This window comes from Leifsonia sp. C5G2, assembly GCF_013359685.1.
GTDB lineage: Bacteria > Actinomycetota > Actinomycetes > Actinomycetales > Microbacteriaceae > Leifsonia.
Genome location: NZ_JABFMV010000007.1, coordinates 135,897 through 154,911, shown reverse-complemented (window position 1 = coordinate 154,911; position 19,015 = coordinate 135,897). Strand labels below are relative to the sequence as shown.

General features: G+C 69.9%; 18 protein-coding genes and 1 tRNA gene. 11 read left to right on the top strand and 8 right to left on the bottom strand.

Going from position 1 to position 19,015, the window contains the following annotated elements; translation table 11 throughout:
• Window positions 1-52 precede the first annotated feature (52 nt).
• On the bottom strand, window positions 53-442 hold the full coding sequence (locus HNO83_RS11305; RefSeq protein ID WP_175337621.1) for a hypothetical protein: 390 nt from the start codon (window positions 440-442) through the stop codon (window positions 53-55).
• Between the two features lie 154 nt (window positions 443-596).
• Here HNO83_RS11305 and HNO83_RS11300 point away from each other — a divergent pair, with 154 nt between their 5' ends.
• On the top strand, window positions 597-1,745 hold the full coding sequence (locus HNO83_RS11300) for a zinc-dependent alcohol dehydrogenase (RefSeq protein WP_175337620.1): 1,149 nt from the start codon (window positions 597-599) through the stop codon (window positions 1,743-1,745).
• Window positions 1,746-1,759: 14 nt separating this feature from the next.
• Complete coding sequence (locus tag HNO83_RS11295; protein ID WP_175337619.1) at window positions 1,760-2,326, top strand: hypothetical protein; 567 nt, start codon at window positions 1,760-1,762, stop codon at window positions 2,324-2,326.
• 70 nt (window positions 2,327-2,396) lie between these two features.
• On the opposite strand, the gene HNO83_RS11290 is transcribed toward HNO83_RS11295, so the two are convergent.
• The 4 genes from HNO83_RS11290 to HNO83_RS11275 form a co-directional block, all read right to left on the bottom strand.
• A complete protein-coding gene (locus HNO83_RS11290) occupies window positions 2,397-4,472 on the bottom strand; it encodes an ABC transporter ATP-binding protein (RefSeq protein ID WP_175337618.1) in 2,076 nt (691 codons plus the stop codon).
• 1 nt (window position 4,473) lies between these two features.
• On the bottom strand, window positions 4,474-6,207 hold the full coding sequence (locus tag HNO83_RS11285) for an ABC transporter ATP-binding protein (protein WP_175337617.1): 1,734 nt from the start codon (window positions 6,205-6,207) through the stop codon (window positions 4,474-4,476).
• A gap of 106 nt (window positions 6,208-6,313) precedes the next feature.
• The gene (locus HNO83_RS11280; RefSeq protein ID WP_175337616.1) at window positions 6,314-6,871 is read right to left on the bottom strand and encodes a dihydrofolate reductase family protein; all 558 of its coding nucleotides are present in this window, start codon (window positions 6,869-6,871) and stop codon (window positions 6,314-6,316) included.
• A gap of 255 nt (window positions 6,872-7,126) precedes the next feature.
• Window positions 7,127-8,758 (bottom strand): RecQ family ATP-dependent DNA helicase, encoded by a 1,632-nt coding sequence (locus HNO83_RS11275; protein ID WP_175337615.1) that lies wholly within the window; start codon window positions 8,756-8,758, stop codon window positions 7,127-7,129.
• 301 nt (window positions 8,759-9,059) lie between these two features.
• Here HNO83_RS11275 and HNO83_RS11265 point away from each other — a divergent pair, with 301 nt between their 5' ends.
• Window positions 9,060-9,284: a hypothetical protein gene (locus tag HNO83_RS11265; RefSeq protein WP_175337614.1), complete on the top strand. Its 225-nt coding sequence runs from the start codon at window positions 9,060-9,062 to the stop codon at window positions 9,282-9,284.
• A gap of 65 nt (window positions 9,285-9,349) precedes the next feature.
• Complete coding sequence (locus tag HNO83_RS11260; protein WP_175337613.1) at window positions 9,350-9,715, top strand: hypothetical protein; 366 nt, start codon at window positions 9,350-9,352, stop codon at window positions 9,713-9,715.
• Between the two features lie 68 nt (window positions 9,716-9,783).
• Here HNO83_RS11260 and HNO83_RS11255 read toward each other — a convergent pair whose 3' ends face one another.
• The gene (locus HNO83_RS11255; RefSeq protein WP_249776673.1) at window positions 9,784-10,785 is read right to left on the bottom strand and encodes an alcohol dehydrogenase catalytic domain-containing protein; all 1,002 of its coding nucleotides are present in this window, start codon (window positions 10,783-10,785) and stop codon (window positions 9,784-9,786) included.
• A gap of 7 nt (window positions 10,786-10,792) precedes the next feature.
• Window positions 10,793-11,086, bottom strand: coding sequence for a GNAT family N-acetyltransferase (locus tag HNO83_RS11250; RefSeq protein WP_175337612.1), 294 nt, complete (start codon window positions 11,084-11,086; stop codon window positions 10,793-10,795).
• Window positions 11,087-11,257: 171 nt separating this feature from the next.
• Between HNO83_RS11250 and HNO83_RS11245 the strand changes: the two genes are divergently transcribed.
• The 3 genes from HNO83_RS11245 (at window position 11,258) to HNO83_RS11235 (ending at window position 12,524) form a co-directional block, all read left to right on the top strand.
• The gene (locus HNO83_RS11245) at window positions 11,258-12,037 is read left to right on the top strand and encodes a dienelactone hydrolase family protein (protein ID WP_175337611.1); all 780 of its coding nucleotides are present in this window, start codon (window positions 11,258-11,260) and stop codon (window positions 12,035-12,037) included.
• Entirely contained in the window at window positions 12,037-12,423 is a 387-nt protein-coding gene (locus HNO83_RS11240; protein ID WP_175337610.1) for an MmcQ/YjbR family DNA-binding protein, read from the top strand. Before HNO83_RS11245 ends, HNO83_RS11240 begins: the two co-directional genes overlap by 1 nt.
• Window positions 12,424-12,451: 28 nt before the next feature.
• Window positions 12,452-12,524: transfer RNA gene (locus HNO83_RS11235), tRNA-Arg, on the top strand.
• Between the two features lie 206 nt (window positions 12,525-12,730).
• Here the strand turns inward: HNO83_RS11235 and HNO83_RS11230 are convergent.
• Entirely contained in the window at window positions 12,731-13,783 is a 1,053-nt protein-coding gene (locus tag HNO83_RS11230) for a LacI family DNA-binding transcriptional regulator (protein WP_175337609.1), read from the bottom strand.
• 115 nt (window positions 13,784-13,898) lie between these two features.
• On the opposite strand from HNO83_RS11230, the gene HNO83_RS11225 reads away from it, so the two are divergent.
• From HNO83_RS11225 to HNO83_RS11210, 4 genes are all read left to right on the top strand, one after another.
• A complete protein-coding gene (locus tag HNO83_RS11225) occupies window positions 13,899-14,834 on the top strand; it encodes a carbohydrate ABC transporter permease (RefSeq protein WP_175337608.1) in 936 nt (311 codons plus the stop codon).
• Window positions 14,831-15,772 (top strand): carbohydrate ABC transporter permease, encoded by a 942-nt coding sequence (locus tag HNO83_RS11220; RefSeq protein ID WP_175337607.1) that lies wholly within the window; start codon window positions 14,831-14,833, stop codon window positions 15,770-15,772. Before HNO83_RS11225 ends, HNO83_RS11220 begins: the two co-directional genes overlap by 4 nt.
• Window positions 15,773-15,824: 52 nt before the next feature.
• Window positions 15,825-17,171 carry an ABC transporter substrate-binding protein gene (locus tag HNO83_RS11215; RefSeq protein ID WP_175337606.1) on the top strand — a complete coding sequence of 449 codons (1,347 nt, stop codon included), beginning with the start codon at window positions 15,825-15,827 and terminating at the stop codon, window positions 17,169-17,171.
• A 64-nt stretch (window positions 17,172-17,235) separates the two neighbouring features.
• The gene (locus HNO83_RS11210; RefSeq protein WP_175337605.1) at window positions 17,236-19,008 is read left to right on the top strand and encodes a glycoside hydrolase family 35 protein; all 1,773 of its coding nucleotides are present in this window, start codon (window positions 17,236-17,238) and stop codon (window positions 19,006-19,008) included.
• Window positions 19,009-19,015 lie beyond the last annotated feature (7 nt).

Below are 19,015 nucleotides of genomic sequence, written 5' to 3'. Positions count from 1 at the left end.
GGCGTGAAGGCCCGGAGCCGATCGGCTCCGGGCCTTCCGTCGTCGTCGGGACCTAGGGCGCGTCGGTCCGGTCGGCTGCCTCGACCTCGTCGTCCGGACCCGGGAGGGCGTCGGCGACGATCGGCTGCGGCGCGGTCCGGTCGTCGGGCAGTCCCCAGAGCGCCTCGCCCTGCCCCGCGTCGAGCAGGAACTCGGCCGCCGTCGTCCAGAAGGGGACGATCTTCATCGGCGGGATGTCCTCCTCGCCCGGGAAGTGCGCCGCGAAGTGCACCTCGGGGTCGCCGTTGATCGGGTCGGCCGCCGCGATCAGGCCGTAGTAGTTCTCGTCGTCGACGACGCGCCAACGGCCCGTCCGCCCGTGCTCGGGCTCCAGCTGCACCGTGTAACCGCCGTATCTGAACTCGGGGCCCGGCGGCAGGGAGGCGCGCTCATCCTTGGTCATGCTCCTGTTCTACGTCCGGCTGGCTTCGTCGGCAACTCGTTCACTTGCCTAACGAAACGGTGTAGGGGCACCGGCCTTGCGCGCTGTCAACGCCTCGACTCGCCTCGGCCGCGGGCTTCGAGTGGGCTGCGACCGTCCACACGAGAGGAGCAGCATGCTGGCCATGACATACCGCGGGCCGTACAAGATCCGCGTAGAGGAGAAGGACAGGCCGAAGATCGAGCATCCGGGCGACGCGATCGTGAGGGTCACGCTCGCCGCGATCTGCGGCTCCGACCTGCACCTGTACCACGGCATGATGCCGGACACCCGGATCGGGCACACGTTCGGGCACGAGTTCATCGGGGTGGTCGACGAGGTCGGTCCCGACGTGCGCAACTTGAAGGCGGGCGACCGCGTGATGGTGCCGTTCAACGTCTTCTGCGGCAGCTGCTACTTCTGCGTGCGCGGGCTGTACTCGAACTGCCACAACGTGAACCCGAACGCTACGGCGGTCGGCGGCATCTACGGCTACTCGCACACCACCGGCGGCTACGACGGCGGCCAGGCGGAGTACGTGCGCGTGCCGTTCGCCGACGTCGGCCCGACGGTCATCCCCGACTGGATGTCCGACGACGACGCGGTGCTGCTCACCGACGCGCTGCCCACGGGATACTTCGGTGCCCAGCTGGGCGAGATCGTGGAGGGCGACACCGTCGTGGTGCTCGGCTCCGGTCCGGTCGGGCTGTTCGCCGCGAAGTCGGCTTGGCTCATGGGGGCCGGGCGGGTCATCGTGATCGACCACCTGGACTACCGGCTGCAGAAGGCGCGCGAGTTCGCGCACGCCGAGACCTACAACTTCGTCGAGGTCGGGGACGTGGTGCTGAAGATCAAGCGCCTCACCGACGGCCTCGGGGCCGACGTCGTCATCGACGCGGTCGGGGCGGAGGCGGACGGCGCGGTGCTGCAGCACATCATCTCGGTGAAGCTGAAGCTGCAGGGCGGCTCCCCCGTCGCCCTCAACTGGGCCATCGACTCGGTCCGCAAGGGCGGCACCATCTCGGTGATGGGAGCGTACGGGCCGCTGTTCAGCGCCGTGAAGTTCGGCGACGCGATGAACAAGGGTCTGCGGATCAACACCAACCAGTGCCCGGTGAAGCGGCAGTGGCCGCGCCTGTTCGAGCACATCCGGAACGGCTACCTGACGCCGAGCGAGATCGTGACGCACAGGATCCCGCTGGAGCACATCCAGGACGGCTACCACCTGTTCTCGAACAAGCTGGACGGCATCATCAAGCCGCTCGTCGTGCCGAGCGCTGCGTAGGAGAGGAGAACGTCATGCCGTACGTCGCAAGCGACCACACGAAGAAGTACGACTCTGAGGCGCTGCGCGCCCGCATCCCGGGCTGGGGTGTCGACAGCGACCCCGCCGACCGGCCGTCGCACCCGCGGGAGCGGCTCGACCCGGAGGCGACCGGGGCGCACTGGGAATTCCCGCCGCTGCAGGAGCCGAGAGCCGGCCGGGAGCGGTCGATCGAGCACGAGATGCTGACGCCGGTGTTCGGCACCGCGCAGCCGCTGCACGGGGTATCCGGCGCGATCCGGCGCTTCGCCTACGACCGCTACAGCGAAGGCCGCACCGCGCACTGGATGCTGTTGGTGCTCGGCGACCGGGTGGATGCGGTGACCGAGCACGTGAAGTCGCTCGCGAGCCGCCGCCCGGACGACCCGATCACCGAGTCCGGCGTACTGTCGGAGCTCGGCCACCACCCGCTGTCGTCGCGTTTCGGCCGGCGCCGCGCGGACGTCAAACACAGCTGGCTCGACCCGATCATCGTGGTCGGACCGTGGGTGCTCGTCGGAGTGGTCGCCGTCCGCACCATCGCGAAGATCGCCCGCCGCTGACGCCTGGTCGACGCGACACGCCGCCCCGCGAGAGCGTGGGGCGGCGTGTCGCGTCAACCCGATTGGGCGGTTACGGGGCGGCCACCTCTTCCTGAACCTCGGTGTCGCGCTCCTGCTCCTCCTCCGCGTCGTCTCCGCGGAACTGCGTCATGTAGAGCTCGTAGTACGCGCCACGCCTCTGCAGCAGCGTCTCGTGGTCGCCCTGCTCCACGATCCGGCCGTGCTCCATCACCAGGATGGTGTTCGCGTCGCGGATGGTGGACAGGCGGTGCGCGATCACGAACGACGTGCGGTCGGTCCGCAGAGCGGCCATGGCGTGCTGCACCAGCAGCTCGGTGCGGGTGTCGACCGACGACGTCGCCTCGTCGAGGATGAGCAGCGACGGGTTCGCGATGAACGCGCGCGCGATCGTGATCAGCTGCCGCTCACCGGCGGAGACGTTGCCGCCCTCCGCGTCGATGACGGTGTCGTAGCCGTCCGGCAGCTGCCGCACGAAGCGGTCGACCATGGTGGCCTTGGCAGCGGCGATGACCTCGTCGTCCGTGGCGTCGAGGCGGCCGTACCGGATGTTCTCGCGGATCGTGCCGGAGAACAGCCATGCGTCCTGCAACACCATGCCGACCTGGCCGCGCAGCTCGGCACGGGAGAGGTGCGTGGTGTCGATGCCGTCGAGCCGGATCGTGCCGCCGTTCAGCTCGTAGAAACGCATGATCAGGTTGACCAGCGTGGTCTTGCCCGCGCCCGTCGGCCCGACGATGGCGACCGTGCTGCCCGGCTGGACACTCAGCGAGAGGTCCTGGATCAGCTCGGTCTCCGGGTCGTACGAGAAGTCGACGTGGTCGAGCTCGACACGGCCGTCGGCGCGCTCCGGGAGGTGCTCGGTGTCGGTGTCCGGCGTCTGCTCCTCGGAGTCGAGGAACTCGAACGTCCGCTCCGCCGACGCCACACCCGACTGCAGCATGTTCGCCATGCCCGCGATCTGGCCGATCGGCTGCGAGAACTCCCGCGAGTACTGGATGAACGCGGTCGCGTCGCCGATGGTCAGGGTCCCGCCCGCGACCTTCAGGCCGCCGACCACGGCGATGAGAACGTACGAGAGGTAGGAGACGAAGTTCATCGCCGGCATGATGCTGCCGGAGACGAACTGAGCGCCCACCTGCGACCTGTGCAGCTTGCCGTTGCGGCTGTCGAACTCCTCGAGCATGACCTCGTCGCGACCGAACGCACGCACCAGGTCGAGACCCGAGTACGACTCCTCGATGTGCCCGTTGAGGGCGCCCGTCGACGCCCACTGCGTCTTGAACAGCTTCTGCGACCGCGAGCCGATCACTCCCGCGATCACGCCGGAGAGCGGGATGGAGATGAGCGCGATCAGAGCGAGCTGCCACGACACGATGAACATCATGATGCCGATGCCGATCACCATCAGGACCGACTGGATCAGCTGCGAGAACGCCTGCTGCAGTGCGGTCTGGATGTTGTCGACGTCGTTGGTGACGCGCGACATCAGGTCGCCGCGCTGCCGGGTGTCGAAGTAGCTGAGCGGGAGGCGGTTCAGCTTCGCCTCCACGTCTTTGCGCAGGCCGTAGACCACGCGCATGACGAGGGCGTTCAGCAGGTAGCCCTGCCACCACTGCAGCAGCGACGCCACCAGGTAGAAGGCCAGCACGACCATCAGGAGCTGTCCGAGCTTGGTGAAGTCGATGCCCTGGCCGGTCGTGACGCCGGAACCGGCGATCACGTCGGCGAGCTGGTTCTGCCCGGCGGCCCGCAGCTGCTCGATCGCCTGGTCGACCGTCACTCCCGGCGGGATCTGCGAGGAGATCACGCCCTGGAAGATGACGTTGGTTGCGTCGCCGAGGATCTTCGGCGCGATGACGACGAGCACGACCGACACGACCGTGAGCAGCGTGACCCACGCCATCCCGAGCCATTCCGGCTTGAGCAGGCCCATCAGTCGCTTGAAGGAGGGCCAGAAGTTCTCGGCCTTCTTCGCCGGGGCGCCGCCGAACATGTCGCCGTCGGCCTCGGTGGGCGTGAAGTCGTACTCCTCCTCGAGCTCGTCGAGGACGATGTCCTTGGCCGTCGGCTCCTGCCCCTGCTCCGGGCGGCCGCCGCGCTTCTTGCGTTCCGTGGTGCGCGCCATCTCAGGCCACCTCCAGGCTCAGCTGGGACTCGACGATCTGGCGGTACGTCTCGTTGGTCTCCAGCAGTTCGTCGTGGGTCCCCCGGCCGACGATGCGTCCGTCATCCATCACGATGATCGTGTCGGCCTCGCGGATCGTGGACACGCGCTGCGCGACCACGATCACGGCCGCGTCGCCGGTGGAGTCGGCCAGGGCGCGTCTCAGCCGCGCGTCGGTCGCGACGTCGAGCGCCGAGAACGAGTCGTCGAACAGGAACACCTTCGGGCGGGCGACCAGCGCCCGGGCGATGCAGAGGCGCTGCCGCTGGCCTCCGGACACGTTCGTGCCGCCCTGCGCGATGCGCTCGTCGAGACCGTGCTCCTTGGCGCGGACGAAGTCCTCCGCCTGGGCGACGCGCAGCGCCTCCCACAGCTCCTCGTCGGTCGCGTCGGGCCGGCCGAAGCGGAGGTTGGTCGCGATCGTGCCGGAGAAGAGGTACGGACGCTGCGGCACGAGGCCGAGAACTCCCGCGATCTGCTGACGGCTGAGGCCGTCGACCGGCACGCCCCCGATGCGGACGTGCCCGTTCTGCGGCGTGAACAGGTTCGCGATCACCGACACGAGCGTGGTCTTACCCGACCCGGTCGAGCCGACGATCGCCGTCACCTCTCCCGGCTCCGCCGTGAACGAGACCCCGCTGAGCACCGGCTTCTCCGCCCCCGGGTAGCCGAACGTGACGTCGTCGACCTCCACCCGGCCGTCGGCCGGGACCGCGGACGCGCCCTCGCCGGCCTGGCGAGAGCTGGGAACGGCGCCGAGCACCTCCTGGATGCGCTCCGCGCAGACCATCGCGCGCGGAATCATCATGGCCATGAACACGCCCATCATGACCGCGACGAGGATCTGCAGCAGGTACTGCAGGAACGCGGTGAGCGCACCGATCTGGATGTCGCCCTCGTCCACCCGGTGGCCGCCGAACCAGAGCACCGCGACCGTGGCGACGTTGAGGATGAGCATGATGACCGGGAACATCAGCACGAACACGTTGCCGACCTTGACCGAGATGCGGGTCAGCGCCGCGTTGGCGTCGTCGTAGCGCTTCGTCTCGAACTTCTCGCGGACGAACGCGCGGATGACCCGGATGCCGACGACCTGTTCCCGGATGACGCCGTTGACACCGTCGATGCGCTCCTGCATGACACGGAACATCGGCAGCAGCAGCGAGACGAGGATGCCGACGACGACGAACAGCACCGCGACCGACACCCAGATCAGCCACGACAGCCCGGCGTCGACGCGGACCGCGAAGATGATGCCGGCGATGCACATGATCGGCGTGGACACCATGAAGTTGAACGTCATCAGCAGCAGCATCTGCACCTGCTGGACGTCGTTGGTGTTGCGCGTGATCAGCGTCGGCATCCCCCAGCGGGCGAGGTCGAGCGACGGCAGCGCGTCCACCTTGCGGTAGAAGCTGCGCCGGATGTCCTTGCCGGCGGACATGGACGCGCGGGCGCCGAAGTAGGTCGCGGCCACCGCGGCGATCACCTGGACGAAGCACACGATCAGCATCATGCCGCCGGTGCGCCAGATGAAGTCGGTGTCGCCCTTGATGACGCCCTTGTCGATGATCTCGGCGTTGAGGGTGGGCAGGTAGAGGGCGGCCATGGTCGCGATCAGTTGCAGGATCACGACCGCGGTCACCGCGCGCCAGTACGGGCGCACGAAGCGGAGCGAGAGACGAAGAAGTGTCACTTTTATTCCCGGGTGTGTGTGCTGTGTTCGGTGCCGATGCGATTCTGCAGGGCACCACCGACGCTAACGCCGATTGAGGACGCGGAGCGGCCTCAATTCTGGTGGATCAGGCGCTGGCGTACTGGAGGTGGAGTACGCCGTTGTCGTAGGCGTACTGGTGGCGCAGCCGCAGCTTCGCGGGTGCGGTGCCCTCGGGGAACAGGCGGGCGCCCGTCCCGCGGACCTCGGGGTAGACGAACAGGTGGAGCGCGTCGACCAGGCCGTCGGCGAGCAGTGCCCGCACGAGCGAGCCGGAGCCGCTGACGTAGACACCGCCGCTGAACCCGTCGGCGACCTCCCGGATGCGCTCGGCGTCGTACGCGCCGAGGGAGCGGGAGTTGCGCCACGTGCTCTCCGCGGCGTCGTCGTCGAGCGTCCCGCTGACGACCGCCTTCGGGCTGTCGTTGAAGAACGGGGCTCCGGGGTCGTCCGCGGCGGTCCGCTGGGACCATGCGGGCGCGAACATCTCGAACGTGCGCCGACCCAGCAGGATGGCGTCCGACGCGCGCGTGATGCGCCCGATGTCGTCCCCCATCTCGGGATCGAACCCGTACGGTGCCGTCCAGCTCGGATCCTCGAACACGCCGTCGAGTGAGACGAACTCGTGCACAGCGATGGCGCCCATCGGACTCCCCTTTCCCCCGGAACAGCATAGGGGGTGGAGCCGCCGGGCGAAACGGCCCCCGCCCGATGCGACCCGCAGATCGAGGGGATGATGCGGCGGTCGAACTCCCGTACCCGTCCGCCGCACCACCCGGGAGGAGGCGGCGCCCGTTCGCGCCGCTCCTCCGCCTATGAGGACGATGCACGGGGTGCGGTCATGATGCGGGCCGCGCGGACGACCCCGGGTCCGCGGAGCCGCAGGCCGGCCGACCCGCGCTCACGCGGCCGGGCCGAGCACCTCCAGCAAGCCGCCCTCCTTGACCGCGGCCAGTGACAGCACCTTGTAGCCCGCCTCGTCGAAGAACACGGTGAGCCGGTCGGCCTCGGTGTGCATCACGACGCCCGCTCCCCAGGTCTCGTGGTTGACCCTCGCTGCGAGCGGGAAGTCCTCCTCGATTCCCGCGTCATGCTCCTCCGCCCAGCGGTACGCGCTCCCGGAAGAGCACGTGTCGCAGTTCCCGCAGGGCTCCGGCAGCTCCTCGCCGAAGTAGCCGAGCATGAACTGCCTGCGGCACATTCCCGTCTCGGCATATTCCTGCATCAGTTGCGCGCGCGAGCGCTCGATGCGCTGCCGCGACTCGGCCTCCGCGACTGCGCGTTCGGCAGCATCCTGGGGCTTCTGGCCCGCCGCCCGGAGATCGTCGTCGGCGCCGGAGAGCACGCCGGCATCGCGCAGCAGACCGAGCAGCCGTCCGAGAGAGCGAACGCTGATCCCGGTCGCCTCCGCGAGTCCCGCTCGGTCGATTCCGGGCTGATGGGCGACCGCGCCGAACACGCTGGCGAGCTCGTCGATGTCGGGTCCGCCGCCCGAGAAGAACTTCGTCAGAGCGAAGTCCTCCGACCGGTAGTGGAGGGTCACCACCGCCGGCTCGCCGTCGCGTCCCGCGCGTCCCGCCTCCTGGTAGTAACTGTCGAGGGAGTCCGTGACCGACGCGTGCACGACGAAGCGCACATCGTGCTTGTCGATGCCCATGCCGAACGCGCTCGTCGCCGCCACGACCCTGGCGCGGTCGTCCATGAAGCGCTCGTAGACGTCGTCGCGGTCTGCGCGCTTGAGGCCCGCGTGGTACGCGGCGGCCGGGATGCCGTGCCCGTTCAGTTCGTCGGCGTACAGCTCGGCGTCCTTCCGGGTGGCCACGTAGACGAGGCCGGAGCCGTCGAGCTTCCTGACCTGCTCGACGACGGCGGTCCGCTTGTCCGAGTCCTCCTCGTGGCGCACCACCTCCAGCCGCAGGTTGGGCCGGTCGAATCCGGTCGCGAAGAGCCGCGCCCCGCGCATCCCGAGCCGCTCGCCGATCTCGGCGCGGACCGGCGGCGCTCCCGTCGCCGTCATGGCGACGACCGGCGGGTGGCCGAGCTCCTCGATGACGTCGCCCAGCACCAGGTAGTCGGGGCGGAAGTCGTGACCCCACGACGAGACGCAGTGCGCTTCGTCCACCGCGAAGAGCGAGACGTGGATGCCGCGCAGCCGCTCCCGCACCTCCGGGTTGGCCAGCTGCTCCGGCGCGAGGAACGCGAACCCGGCCTCGCCGGACTCCAGCGCCTCCCAGTCCCGCTCCCGCTCGCGCCGGCCCGCGGACGAGTTGATGGCGACCGCCGGCCGCACGCCCTTCGCCTCGGCGAGCGCGCGCACCTGGTCCTCCTGCAGCGAGATCAGCGGCGAGACGACGATGGTGACGCCGCCGAGGATCGTGCCGGTGACCTGGTACAGCGACGACTTGCCGTAGCCGGTGGGCATGACGGCGAGCACGTCGCCGCCGGCGAGCAGCACCTCCATCGCCTCGGCCAGGTGCGGGCGGAGCTCCTCCCAGCCGAACGATTCGCGGGCGACGTCGTGGATGCGCGACATGCGCCCACCGTATCCGCTCGACGTCCCCGGTGCAGGCGCGCGGTTCGCCCCGTCAGCTCGCCGGCCGCTGCCGCGCCCGGTGGTACTCCTCCAGCACCGGCGGCACGCCCTCGGTCAGCATCTTCTTGCGCACGGTGCCGAGCAGCTTCGACATCGCGTAACCCCCGACGCCGGTGAATCCGGTGTGGCGCCAGGTGAACCGAGTGCCTCGATCGCTATCCGGCGGCCACGAGGGGTTGTCTCCCGCGCAGGAAGGCGTACCCCTGGCAGGGACACCGCAGGCAGTTCGGAGGAGGTCGGCGTGGAGACCGTGGTCGCCGTGCTCGAACGTGACGACATCGCGTTCGAGATCGAGTTCGAGCGCACCAGCGAGCCGCCGTTCGAGCTGCGCCTCCCCTCTCACATCGGCGGAGCGGCGGTGGTGGATGTGTTCGACCTGTGCGATTCCCGCCTCTGGCCCGACATCATCCACTACCGGTTCTCGGAGTGCGTTCCGGTCGTCATCGGCTCCCCCGACGACTTCTGATCGCCGGCCACCCTGCGGATCCACTGCATACCCGCGAGGAGCGGGCCGTGGCTATGCTGTGCGCCATGAGCACGAAGAGCAGGCAGGGGCCGCACCGCGAAGAGACGCTCCAGCTCGGTGAGAAGCGCGGGCTGTGGGGCGCGTTCGCGGGGCTCATCACCGCGGTGCTCATCGCCTACCCGCTGTCGGCGTGCATCGCGTTCGCGACGCATCCGACCACCCAGAAGCTGTTCGGCGGCCGGCTGGAGTCGGCCTCCGCGGCCGGGTACGCAGCCTTCTGGTGGGTGCTGGCCCTCGGCTGCATCGCCCTGCCGTTCCTCGTCGGCTTCGGCATCGCCAGGCTCTCCAGCCGTGCCGTCATCGTCATCGCCACGATCGTGGTGCTGTTCATCATCGCGGTGGTGATCCTCGGCCAGATGTTCGCCTTCTAGGCGGTGCGGCCACGCGCCACCGTCCGCGACTCCTGCGGCCGGCCGGGCCCCTCGGGCCGGCCGCAGGGTCAGCGCATGGTGAGCACGATCTTGTGCCCGGGCACAGCCCCCTCCGCGGCGCGGTGCGCATCCCACACCTCGGTGAGGGGGATCGGCGCGGGCTCGGCGAGCCGGAGCGATCCCGAAGCGGCGGACGCGAGCAGGCCCGCGAGGACGCGGCGGTACTCGGCCCGGCGCGTGGCGACGTAGAGGGGCGCACTGCAGACCTTGTCGGTCCGGCTGACGGCGGCGGCGGCACCGCCGCGCAGCGTGTCGGCGCGCTCGTAGCCCGCGCGACCGGCGAAGGCGGTGTGGACGAGGACGCCGCCCTCCCTGAGCGTTTCGCGGACGCGTGGCGATCCGGTGTGGTCGACCGCCGCATCCATCGCGCCGCCCGCCGCCTCGCGGACCAGCGCGGGCCAGTCGGCGTCGCGGTGGTCGACCAGCGGGATGCCGAGGCCGGCGACGACGACGCGGCTGCGCGGAGAGGCGGTCCCGACGACGGTACGGCTCTGCTGCTGCGCGAGCTGCGCCGCCAGCATCCCGACCGCCCCCGAGGCCCCCTGCACCAGGACCCGGCGGGCATCGCCGGCCAGCTGAAGCGCGCGCGCGGCGGTGATCCCGTCCAGCGGCAGGACCGCGGCGGATGCGGGGTCGAGCCCGTCGGGCACGGCGACCAGCAGCGTGGCCGGGAGCGTGAGGAAGCTGGTGTGGGCGCCCATCCGCGGCAGCACGCCCGCGACGCGCGCTCCTTCGCGCAGGCCCAGCGCGACGGACACGGCCGACTCGGTGACCAGCTCCCCGACGAAGTCGTAGCCGGTCACAAACCCCGGCGCCGGCTGCAGCGCGTACCCGCCGCGGCGCGCGAGCAGGTCGGTCGCACCGAGCGACGCGTGGGTGACGCGCACGACCACCTCCGTGCCGCGCGGAGGCCGCACCGCCTCGCGTGCCAGCACCATCGCCCCGGCGTCGCCGAACCGCGACACGCGCGCCACGAGGCGCGAGGGGTCGCGTCCGTCCTTCGCCGACATCCGGCCGTCAGCCCGCGCGACGCTGCAGAAGGGCGGAGCGCTCGGGGTGCGCCTCGAACCAGTCCGCCACGTACCAGCACATCGGAACGATGTGCCGCGACCCGGTCTTCTCGATGTCGTCGACCGCGTACTCGACCAGTTGGGCGGCGTAGCCCTTGCCGCGGTGGTGGGGCACGGTGAAGGCCCTGGTCAGGGAGATGGAGTCGCCCAGGATGCGGTAGTCGAGCACGCCGACGAGCTCGCCGTCGACGTGCATCGCGTAGCGGGCGGCATCCGTCTGATCGCTGAACTCGGTGGCCATGCGCCCATCGTACGTCCGTGGCGCCGGGAAGGAACGGGGGTAGGCTGTGGCCCGTGGGATCCCGACCCGCACCCGTCGGATCCCGCGCGCATCCGCGACCATCGTCACAGCAGACCCGGCCGCCGGCGGCACCCGCCGACCGTGCGACGTGACGACCCTGGAGCCCCACCCGTGACGTTCGACAGCCCGTCGCCCGCACTCGCCCCCGCCTTCCAGGCGCTTCTCGAACAGGTGCCCATCGGCGAACGCTCGGTCATCGAAGCCGAGACGGTGCCCTACGAGCACGAAGGGACGCCGCTGGAGGGCTACCTCGCCCGCGACGCCTCCGCCGATGAGCGCAAGCCGGCGGTGCTGGTGCTGCACGACTGGCACGGCGTCGGCGACAACGTCCGGATGCGCGCCCAGATGCTCGCGCGGAGCGGGTACGTGGCCTTCGCCGCCGACCTGTACGGCGCCGGGGTCCGGCCGGCCGGCGACGAGGCACCCGCGGAGGCGGGCAAGTACTACCGTGACCTCCTGCTGCTGCGCTCCCGCGTCGCAGCGGGCTTCAGCTGGCTGCAGCAGCATCCCGCGGTCGACCCGGCGCGGCTCGCGGTGATCGGATACTGTTTCGGCGGCACCGCGGCGCTGGAGTTCGCCCGCACCGGGGCGCCCGCGCGCGGCGTGGTCTCCTTCCACGGCGGCCTGATCGCCCACGACCCGTCTGACGCCGCCCAGATCGCGGCGTCGCTGCTGGTGCTGACCGGCGGGTCGGACCCGGTGGTGCCGGACGAGGCCGTGGTCGCCTTCGAAGAGGAGCTCCGCGCTGCGCCCCACGTCGACTGGCAGGTGACGACGTACTCCGGCGCCCCGCACGCGTTCACCATCCCGGGCACCGACCGGTATCGTCCGGCGGCGGACGCGCGCAGCTGGCGGGCGATGGCGTGCTTCCTCGACGAGGTCTTCAGCTGATGGAGCACCCGCTGCTGTTCGACGACGGGGACGCCCTGGTCTCCCGCAGCCGCGCCCTCGCCCTCGCACTCCCCGAGGCGGTCGAGACGCTCAACCACGGCCGGCCCTCCTGGAAAGCCGGCGAGAAGGGCCGCGCGTTCGCCGTGCTCGGAGCGACGATGGACCGCTCCGACACCCTGGTGTTCAAGCCCGACCCGGCCGAGGCCCCGGCCTGGCGCGAGGACCCGCGTGTGTTCGTCCCGAAGTACTGGGGACCGAGCGGCTGGCTGGCCATCGACCTCGACCGATCGGCCGCGGACTGGTCGGAGACACGCGAACTGATCGAGACCTCGTACCGCCAGGTCGCGCTCCGCCGCCAATTGGCGGTCTTGGATGCGGTCATGTAAGCTCGTATCCGGCCTGCTTGCGGGCCATGCGCCACTAGCTCAACGGATAGAGCATCTGACTACGGATCAGAAGGTTGGGGGTTCGAATCCCTCGTGGCGCACTGTCGTTCAGACACAGAACTGGTTGAGACAGTACGAGAAGCCCCTGCTCCGGCGGGGGCTTTTCTGTTGCGCCGGTAGTCGAGCCTGGTGAGCGATCGAACGTTCGAATCTCCTGCTGGGCTGACGCCCGTCGGAGATCCGTAGGCGGATCGGCCGAAACTCCGACGGAGGCCGGATGAATTCCCCGCAGAAGCGCAGCCGCGGCCTAGCGGGCCGGCGGCGGCGCCGTGCTCGCGCGGACCACGAGGCGGGTGGCCATGACGGACGAGCGCACGGGCTCCGGGCGCGACTCGATCTCGGCGAGCAGTAGCTCGACGGCGCGGCGGCCGATGGCCTCGAACTCCTGGTGGACTGTGGTGAGCGGCGGCCAGAAGGAGTCCGACTCGGCCATGTCGTCGAAGCCGACCACGCTGACGTCCTCCGGCACCCGGCGGCCGGCCTCGTGCAGCGCGCGCAGCACGCCGAGCGCCATCTGGTCGTTGGCGGCGAAGACGGCCGTGATCTCGGGATGCGACGCGATCTCCAGCCCGTGACGGTAGCCCGCGCCGGTCGACCAGTCGCCGGGCAGGACGTCCGGCACGGGCGCGCCCGCCTCCTCCAGCGTCCGTCGCCACGACGCCTGGCGGCGCCCGGCCGAGTACGACTCCGCCGGCCCCGCGATGTGCCACACCGTGCGGTGGCCGAGGTCGAGGAGGTGCTGTGTGGCCTGCCGCGCGCCCTCGGCCTGGTCGGTGTCCACCTGGGGGTAGTCGGAGCGCTCGGTGGAGTCGACGACGACAACCGAGAGGCCCGCGGGCAGTTCGACATCACCGCGGTCGATGATGTGCGCCTCGATGACGACGATGATGCCGTCGACCGACTGCTCCACCAGGCGGCCCAGCGCGACGCTCACGTCCTGCTGGGTGGGGCGCTCCACCGGCACGACGGTGATCGAGTAGCCGGCCTTCGCCGCGGAGACGGCGATCGCGTCCAGCGTGCGCATGTTGCCGTATGAGGAGAGCGTGAACATGACGACGCCGATGTTCCGGAACCGCCCGGAGCGGAGCGCCCGCGCCGCGCGATTGGGCCGGTAGCCGAGCTCCTGCATGGATGCGAGCACCCGCTGCCGGGTGGAGTCCTCCACGTTGGTGAGGCCGTTCGCGACGCGGGAGACCGTCTGCGTCGACACCCCGGCGTGCGCCGCGACGTCGCCGAGGGAGGGGCCGCGCTTCCGCGTCGCCGCGCGGGCGGACGGGGTGTCTGCGAGGGGCTCGGTCATGATCTCCACATCTCGTCTGCAAAACGACCTTGCGTCGTGTTGACGTCAACATGCTAGAGTAGCCGGCACCATGTTGACGTAAACATCGTCAACCGAATCCGAACTCGGGAAACACATGACAACGACGTCCCTCTCGCGGGCCGGCACCACGACCGGCCCCGGCCGCCGCCCGACCGGGCGCCGCACCCGCCGCGACTGGCGAGGCTGGGCCTTCGTCGCACCGTTCATGGTCGTCTTCGCGGCGATGATCATCGCGCCGGTGGTGTACGCCCTCTACCTCAGCCTCTTCCGCCAGCAGCTCATCGGCGGCAACGCCTTCGTCGGCCTCGGCAACTACCTCGCCGTCTTCCAGGACGACAAGTTCTGGGCCTCGCTCGGCCGGGTCGCGATCTTCCTGGTCGTGCAGGTGCCGATCATGCTCGTGCTCTCGCTCGTCGCCGCCCTCGCTCTCGACAGTGCCCGCCTGCACGGTGCCGGGTTCTTCCGCATCGCGCTGTTCCTGCCCTACGCGGTCCCGGGGGTCGTCGCCGCCCTGATCTGGGGGTTCATCTACGGCGACCAGTTCGGCCTGACCGCGAGCCTCAACCACCTGCTCGGCACGGGACTCCAGCCGCTCAGCGGCCCCTGGGTGCTCGCCTCCATCGGCAACATCGTCACGTGGGAGTTCATGGGCTACAACATGCTCATCTTCTACGCGGCGCTCCGCGTCATCCCCGGCGAGCTGTACGAGGCGGCGGAGATCGACGGCGCGGGCGCGTTCCGCACGGTGTTCAGCATCAAGCTGCCGGCGATCCGCGGCGCGCTGGTCATCGCGACGATCTTCTCGATCATCGGCAGCTTCCAGCTGTTCAACGAGCCGAACCTGCTCAAGCAGCTGGCGCCGAACGCGATCAGCAGCTACTTCACCCCGAACATGTACGCCTACAACCTCTCGTTCGCCGGGCAGCAGTTCAACTACGCCGCGACCGTCGCCATCGTGATGGGCGTGCTCACGGCGGTCATCGCCTACGTCGTGCAGCTGCGCGGCACCCCGAAGGAGGCCCGCCGATGAGCACGCTCACCGAGAGCCCGGCCGAGCGCGGCCGCACCCGCAAGGCCCCCTCGCGCGCCGCCGCCCGGAACCGCGCCGGCGCCGCCTCGGGCCGCCGCATCCGGAAGTCCCCGGTGCTGACGGCCGTGATGGTGCTGTTCGTCATCTACTCGTTCGTCCCGCTGATCTGGCTGGTGGTCAACGCGACCAAGAGCCAGCCCGACCTGTACTCGACGTTCGGCCTGTGGTTCGGCAAGGACTTCGACCTGTTCCAGAACATCGCGCAGCTGTTCACCTACCGCGGCGGCATCTTCGTGCAGTGGCTCGGCAACACGCTGCTGTACGTCGTCGTCGGGGCGGGCGGCGCGACCCTGCTCGCCACGGTGGCGGGCTACGGGCTGGCGAAGTACGACTTCCCGGGCAAGCGGGCAGTATTCGCGGTCGTGCTGGGCGCGATCGCCGTGCCCGGCACCGCGCTGGCGGTGCCGACGTTCCTCATGTTCAGCCAGGCCGGGCTCACCAACACGCCGTGGGCGATCATCCTGCCCTCGCTGATCAGCCCGTTCGGTCTGTACCTGATCTGGACCTACGCGACCGAGGCCGTGCCGGCCGAGCTGCTCGAGGCGGCACGAATGGACGGCGCGGGCGAGTTCCGCACGTTCTTCACCATCTCGCTCCGGCTGCTCGCACCGGGCATCGTCACGGTCGCGCTGTTCGCGATCGTCGCCACCTGGAACAACTACTTCCTGCCGCTCATCATGCTGAGCGATCCGACCTGGTACCCCCTCACGGTCGGCCTCAGCCAGTGGAGCGCGCAGGCGACGGGGGTCGGCGCCCAGCCGATCTTCAACCTCGTGATCACCGGATCCCTCATCACGATCGTCCCGATCGTGGCGGCGTTCCTGGTGCTCCAGCGCTACTGGCAGTCGGGTCTGGCCGCCGGAAGCGTCAAGCAGTGAACTGCACTCCCCCCACGCAATCCCATTCCACGAAGAAGTGAAAGGAAGCCTCATGAAGCGCAACCTCACGTCCCGGCGCATCGTCCGGGCCGTCACCGCCGCGGTGATCGGCACGGTCGCCGCCGCGACCCTCGCCGCCTGCTCCGGCGGCAGCTCCTCCGGCGGCGGCAGCGCCTCCGACATCGACCAGGCCCTCAAGCAGGGCGGCACCATCACCTACTGGTCGTGGACGCCGTCGGCCGAGGCGCAGGTCGCCGCGTTCGAGAAGAAGTACCCGAAGGTGAAGGTCAAACTGGTGAACGCCGGCACCAACACCACCGAGTACACCAAGCTGCAGAACGCCATCAAGGCGGGATCGGGCGCGCCGGACGTGGCCCAGGTCGAGTACTACGCCATCCCGCAGTTCGCGCTGTCGGACTCGCTGGTCGACCTGAAGCAGTACGGCTTCGACAAGCTCAAGGACGACTACACCCCCGGCCCCTGGGGTTCGGTCAACGTCGGCGGCAAGCTCGTCGGCCTCCCGCAGGACTCCGGCCCCATGGCGATGTTCTACAACAAGACGCTCTTCGACAAGTACGGCATCGAGGTCCCGAAGACGTGGGACGAGTACGTCGCCGCCGCTCAGAAGCTGCACGCGGCCGACCCCAACGCCTACATCACGAGCGACTCCGGCGACTCCGGCTTCACCACCTCGATGATCTGGCAGGCCGGGGGCCACCCGTTCTCGGTGGACGGCACCAAGGTGTCGATCAACCTGCAGGACGAGGGCACCAAGAAGTGGACCGCCACCTGGGACAAGCTGGTCGAGGGCAAGCTGCTCTCCACCGTCCCCGGCTGGAGCGACGACTGGTTCAAGGCGCTGGGCAACGGCTCCATCGCCACCCTCGTCACCGGCGCGTGGATGCCGGGCGTGCTCGAGTCGTCCGTGAAGGACGGCGCGGGCCAGTGGCGCGTCGCGCCGATCCCGACCTACGACGGGACGCCCGCCAACGCCGAGAACGGCGGCGGCGGCCAGGTCGTGCTGAAGCAGAGCAAGAACCAGGCGCTCGCGGCCGGCTTCCTCAAGTGGCTCAACAACGACGAGGACAGCATCACGGTCTTCCTCAAGTCCGGCGGCTTCCCGTCGACGACGAAGGATCTGAACTCCTCCGACTTCCTCGCCACCGCCCCCGACTACTTCGGCGGCCAGAAGATCAACGAGGTGCTGGTGGACGGCGCCAAGAACGTGAAGACCGGCTGGCAGTACCTGCCGTTCCAGGTCTACGCGAACAGCATCTACGGCGACACCGTCGGCCAGTCCTACACGTCGAACTCCAGCCTCAACCCCGGCCTGCAGGCCTGGCAGAAGGCGCTGGTCGAGTACGGCAACCAGCAGGGCTTCACCGTCACCGGAAAGTAGCCCCACCGACGGCCGGTCGCGCTCTGCCGCGGCCGGCCGCCCCATCGACCCCACCAGGAGAACCATGACCACCTTCGAGATCGCGGGAGACGAGTTCGTCCTCGACGGCGAGCCGTTCCGCATCCTGTCGGGCGCCATCCACTACTTCCGGGTGCACCCGGACGACTGGGCGGACCGCATCCACAAGGCGCGCCTGATGGGGCTGAACACGATCGAGACGTACGTTCCGTGGAACGCGCACGAGCCCCGCGAGGGCGAGTGGCGCGCGGACGGCGCGCTCGACCTCGGCCGTTTCCTGCGCACGGTGGCCGACGAGGGGATGCGCGCCATCGTGCGCCCGGGCCCCTACATCTGCGCGGAGTGGGACAACGGCGGCCTGCCCGCGTGGCTGTTCACCGACCCGACCGTCGGCATCCGCCGCTCGGAGCCGGTCTTCGTCGCCGCGCTGACCCGCTACCTGCGCAACGTGCTCGACATCGTGCGGCCGCTCCAGGTCACCGAGGGCGGCCCGGTGCTGCTGGTGCAGGTGGAGAACGAGTACGGCGCGTACGGCGACGACAAGGAGTACCTGCAGCAGCTCGTGGACGTGATCCGGGAGGCGGGGATCGGCGTCCCGCTGACCACCGTCGACCAGCCGCAGGACGACATGCTCGAGAACGGGTCGCTGCCCGGGCTGCTCAAGACCGCATCCTTCGGGTCACGCTCGCGCGAGCGTCTGGCGACCCTGCGCCGGCACCAGCCCACCGGGCCGCTGATGTGCTCGGAGTTCTGGGACGGCTGGTTCGACAGCTGGGGCGGCCACCACCACACCACACCGGTTGCGGAGTCGGCGAGAGAGCTCGACGAGCTCCTGGCGCTCGGGGCCTCGGTGAACCTCTACATGTTCCACGGCGGGACCAACTTCGGCTTCACGAACGGCGCGAACGACAAGGGCGTGTACCAGCCGATCGTCACCAGCTACGACTACGACGCCCCGCTGGACGAGGCGGGAGAGCCGACCGAGAAGTTCTGGGCGTTCCGCGACGTGATCGCGAAGCACGCGCCCGTGCCGGAGTACGAGACCGTCGCCGCAGCGGCCGCGCCCGCCTTCTCGGTGCCGTTCGACGCCGTCGCGCCTCTCTGGTCGGTCGCCGACCGCCTGGGCGACTGGACCCACTCCGACGCCCTCCCCTCCTTCGACGAGCTCGGCCACTTCTCCGGATTCGGCGTCTACCGCACCGAGATCGACACCGCCGAACCCGCGGTGCTGGAGTTCGGCGAGGTGCGCGACCGCGCCTACGTCTCGGTCGACGGCCGGCGCATCGGAGTGCTCGCCCGCGACCACCACGACTCGGCCATCTCCCTCTCCCCCAGCCGCGGCACGCTGACCGTGCTCGTCGAGGACCAGGGCCGCGTCGACTACGGCCCCCGCATCGGCGAGCCGAAGGGCCTGATCGGCCCGGTGCAGCTGAACGGCGAGGAGCTGCGGCGCTGGAGCGCCCTCCCACTCGAACTCGCCGACCTCGGCCCCGTGCGGGACGTGCTGGATGCGGCGACCGCGTCGGGTGCCGATGCGCCGGAGCGGCTCGCCGGCCCTGTCTTCGCCCGCACCGCGTTCGACCTCGACGAGCCCGCCGCCCTCTTCCTCGACACGACGGGATGGGGCAAGGGCGTCGCCTGGATCAACGGCTTCAACCTCGGCCGCTACTGGACGCGCGGACCGCAGGAGACGCTGTTCGTCCCCCGCGGCGTCGTCCGGGCCGGCCGCAACGAACTCATCGTGCTCGAACTGGAGTCGGCCGCCGAGGCCGTCGCCGCGTTCGTCCCGGAGCCGCGCCTCGGCCACACCGAGTTCTGACGCTCGC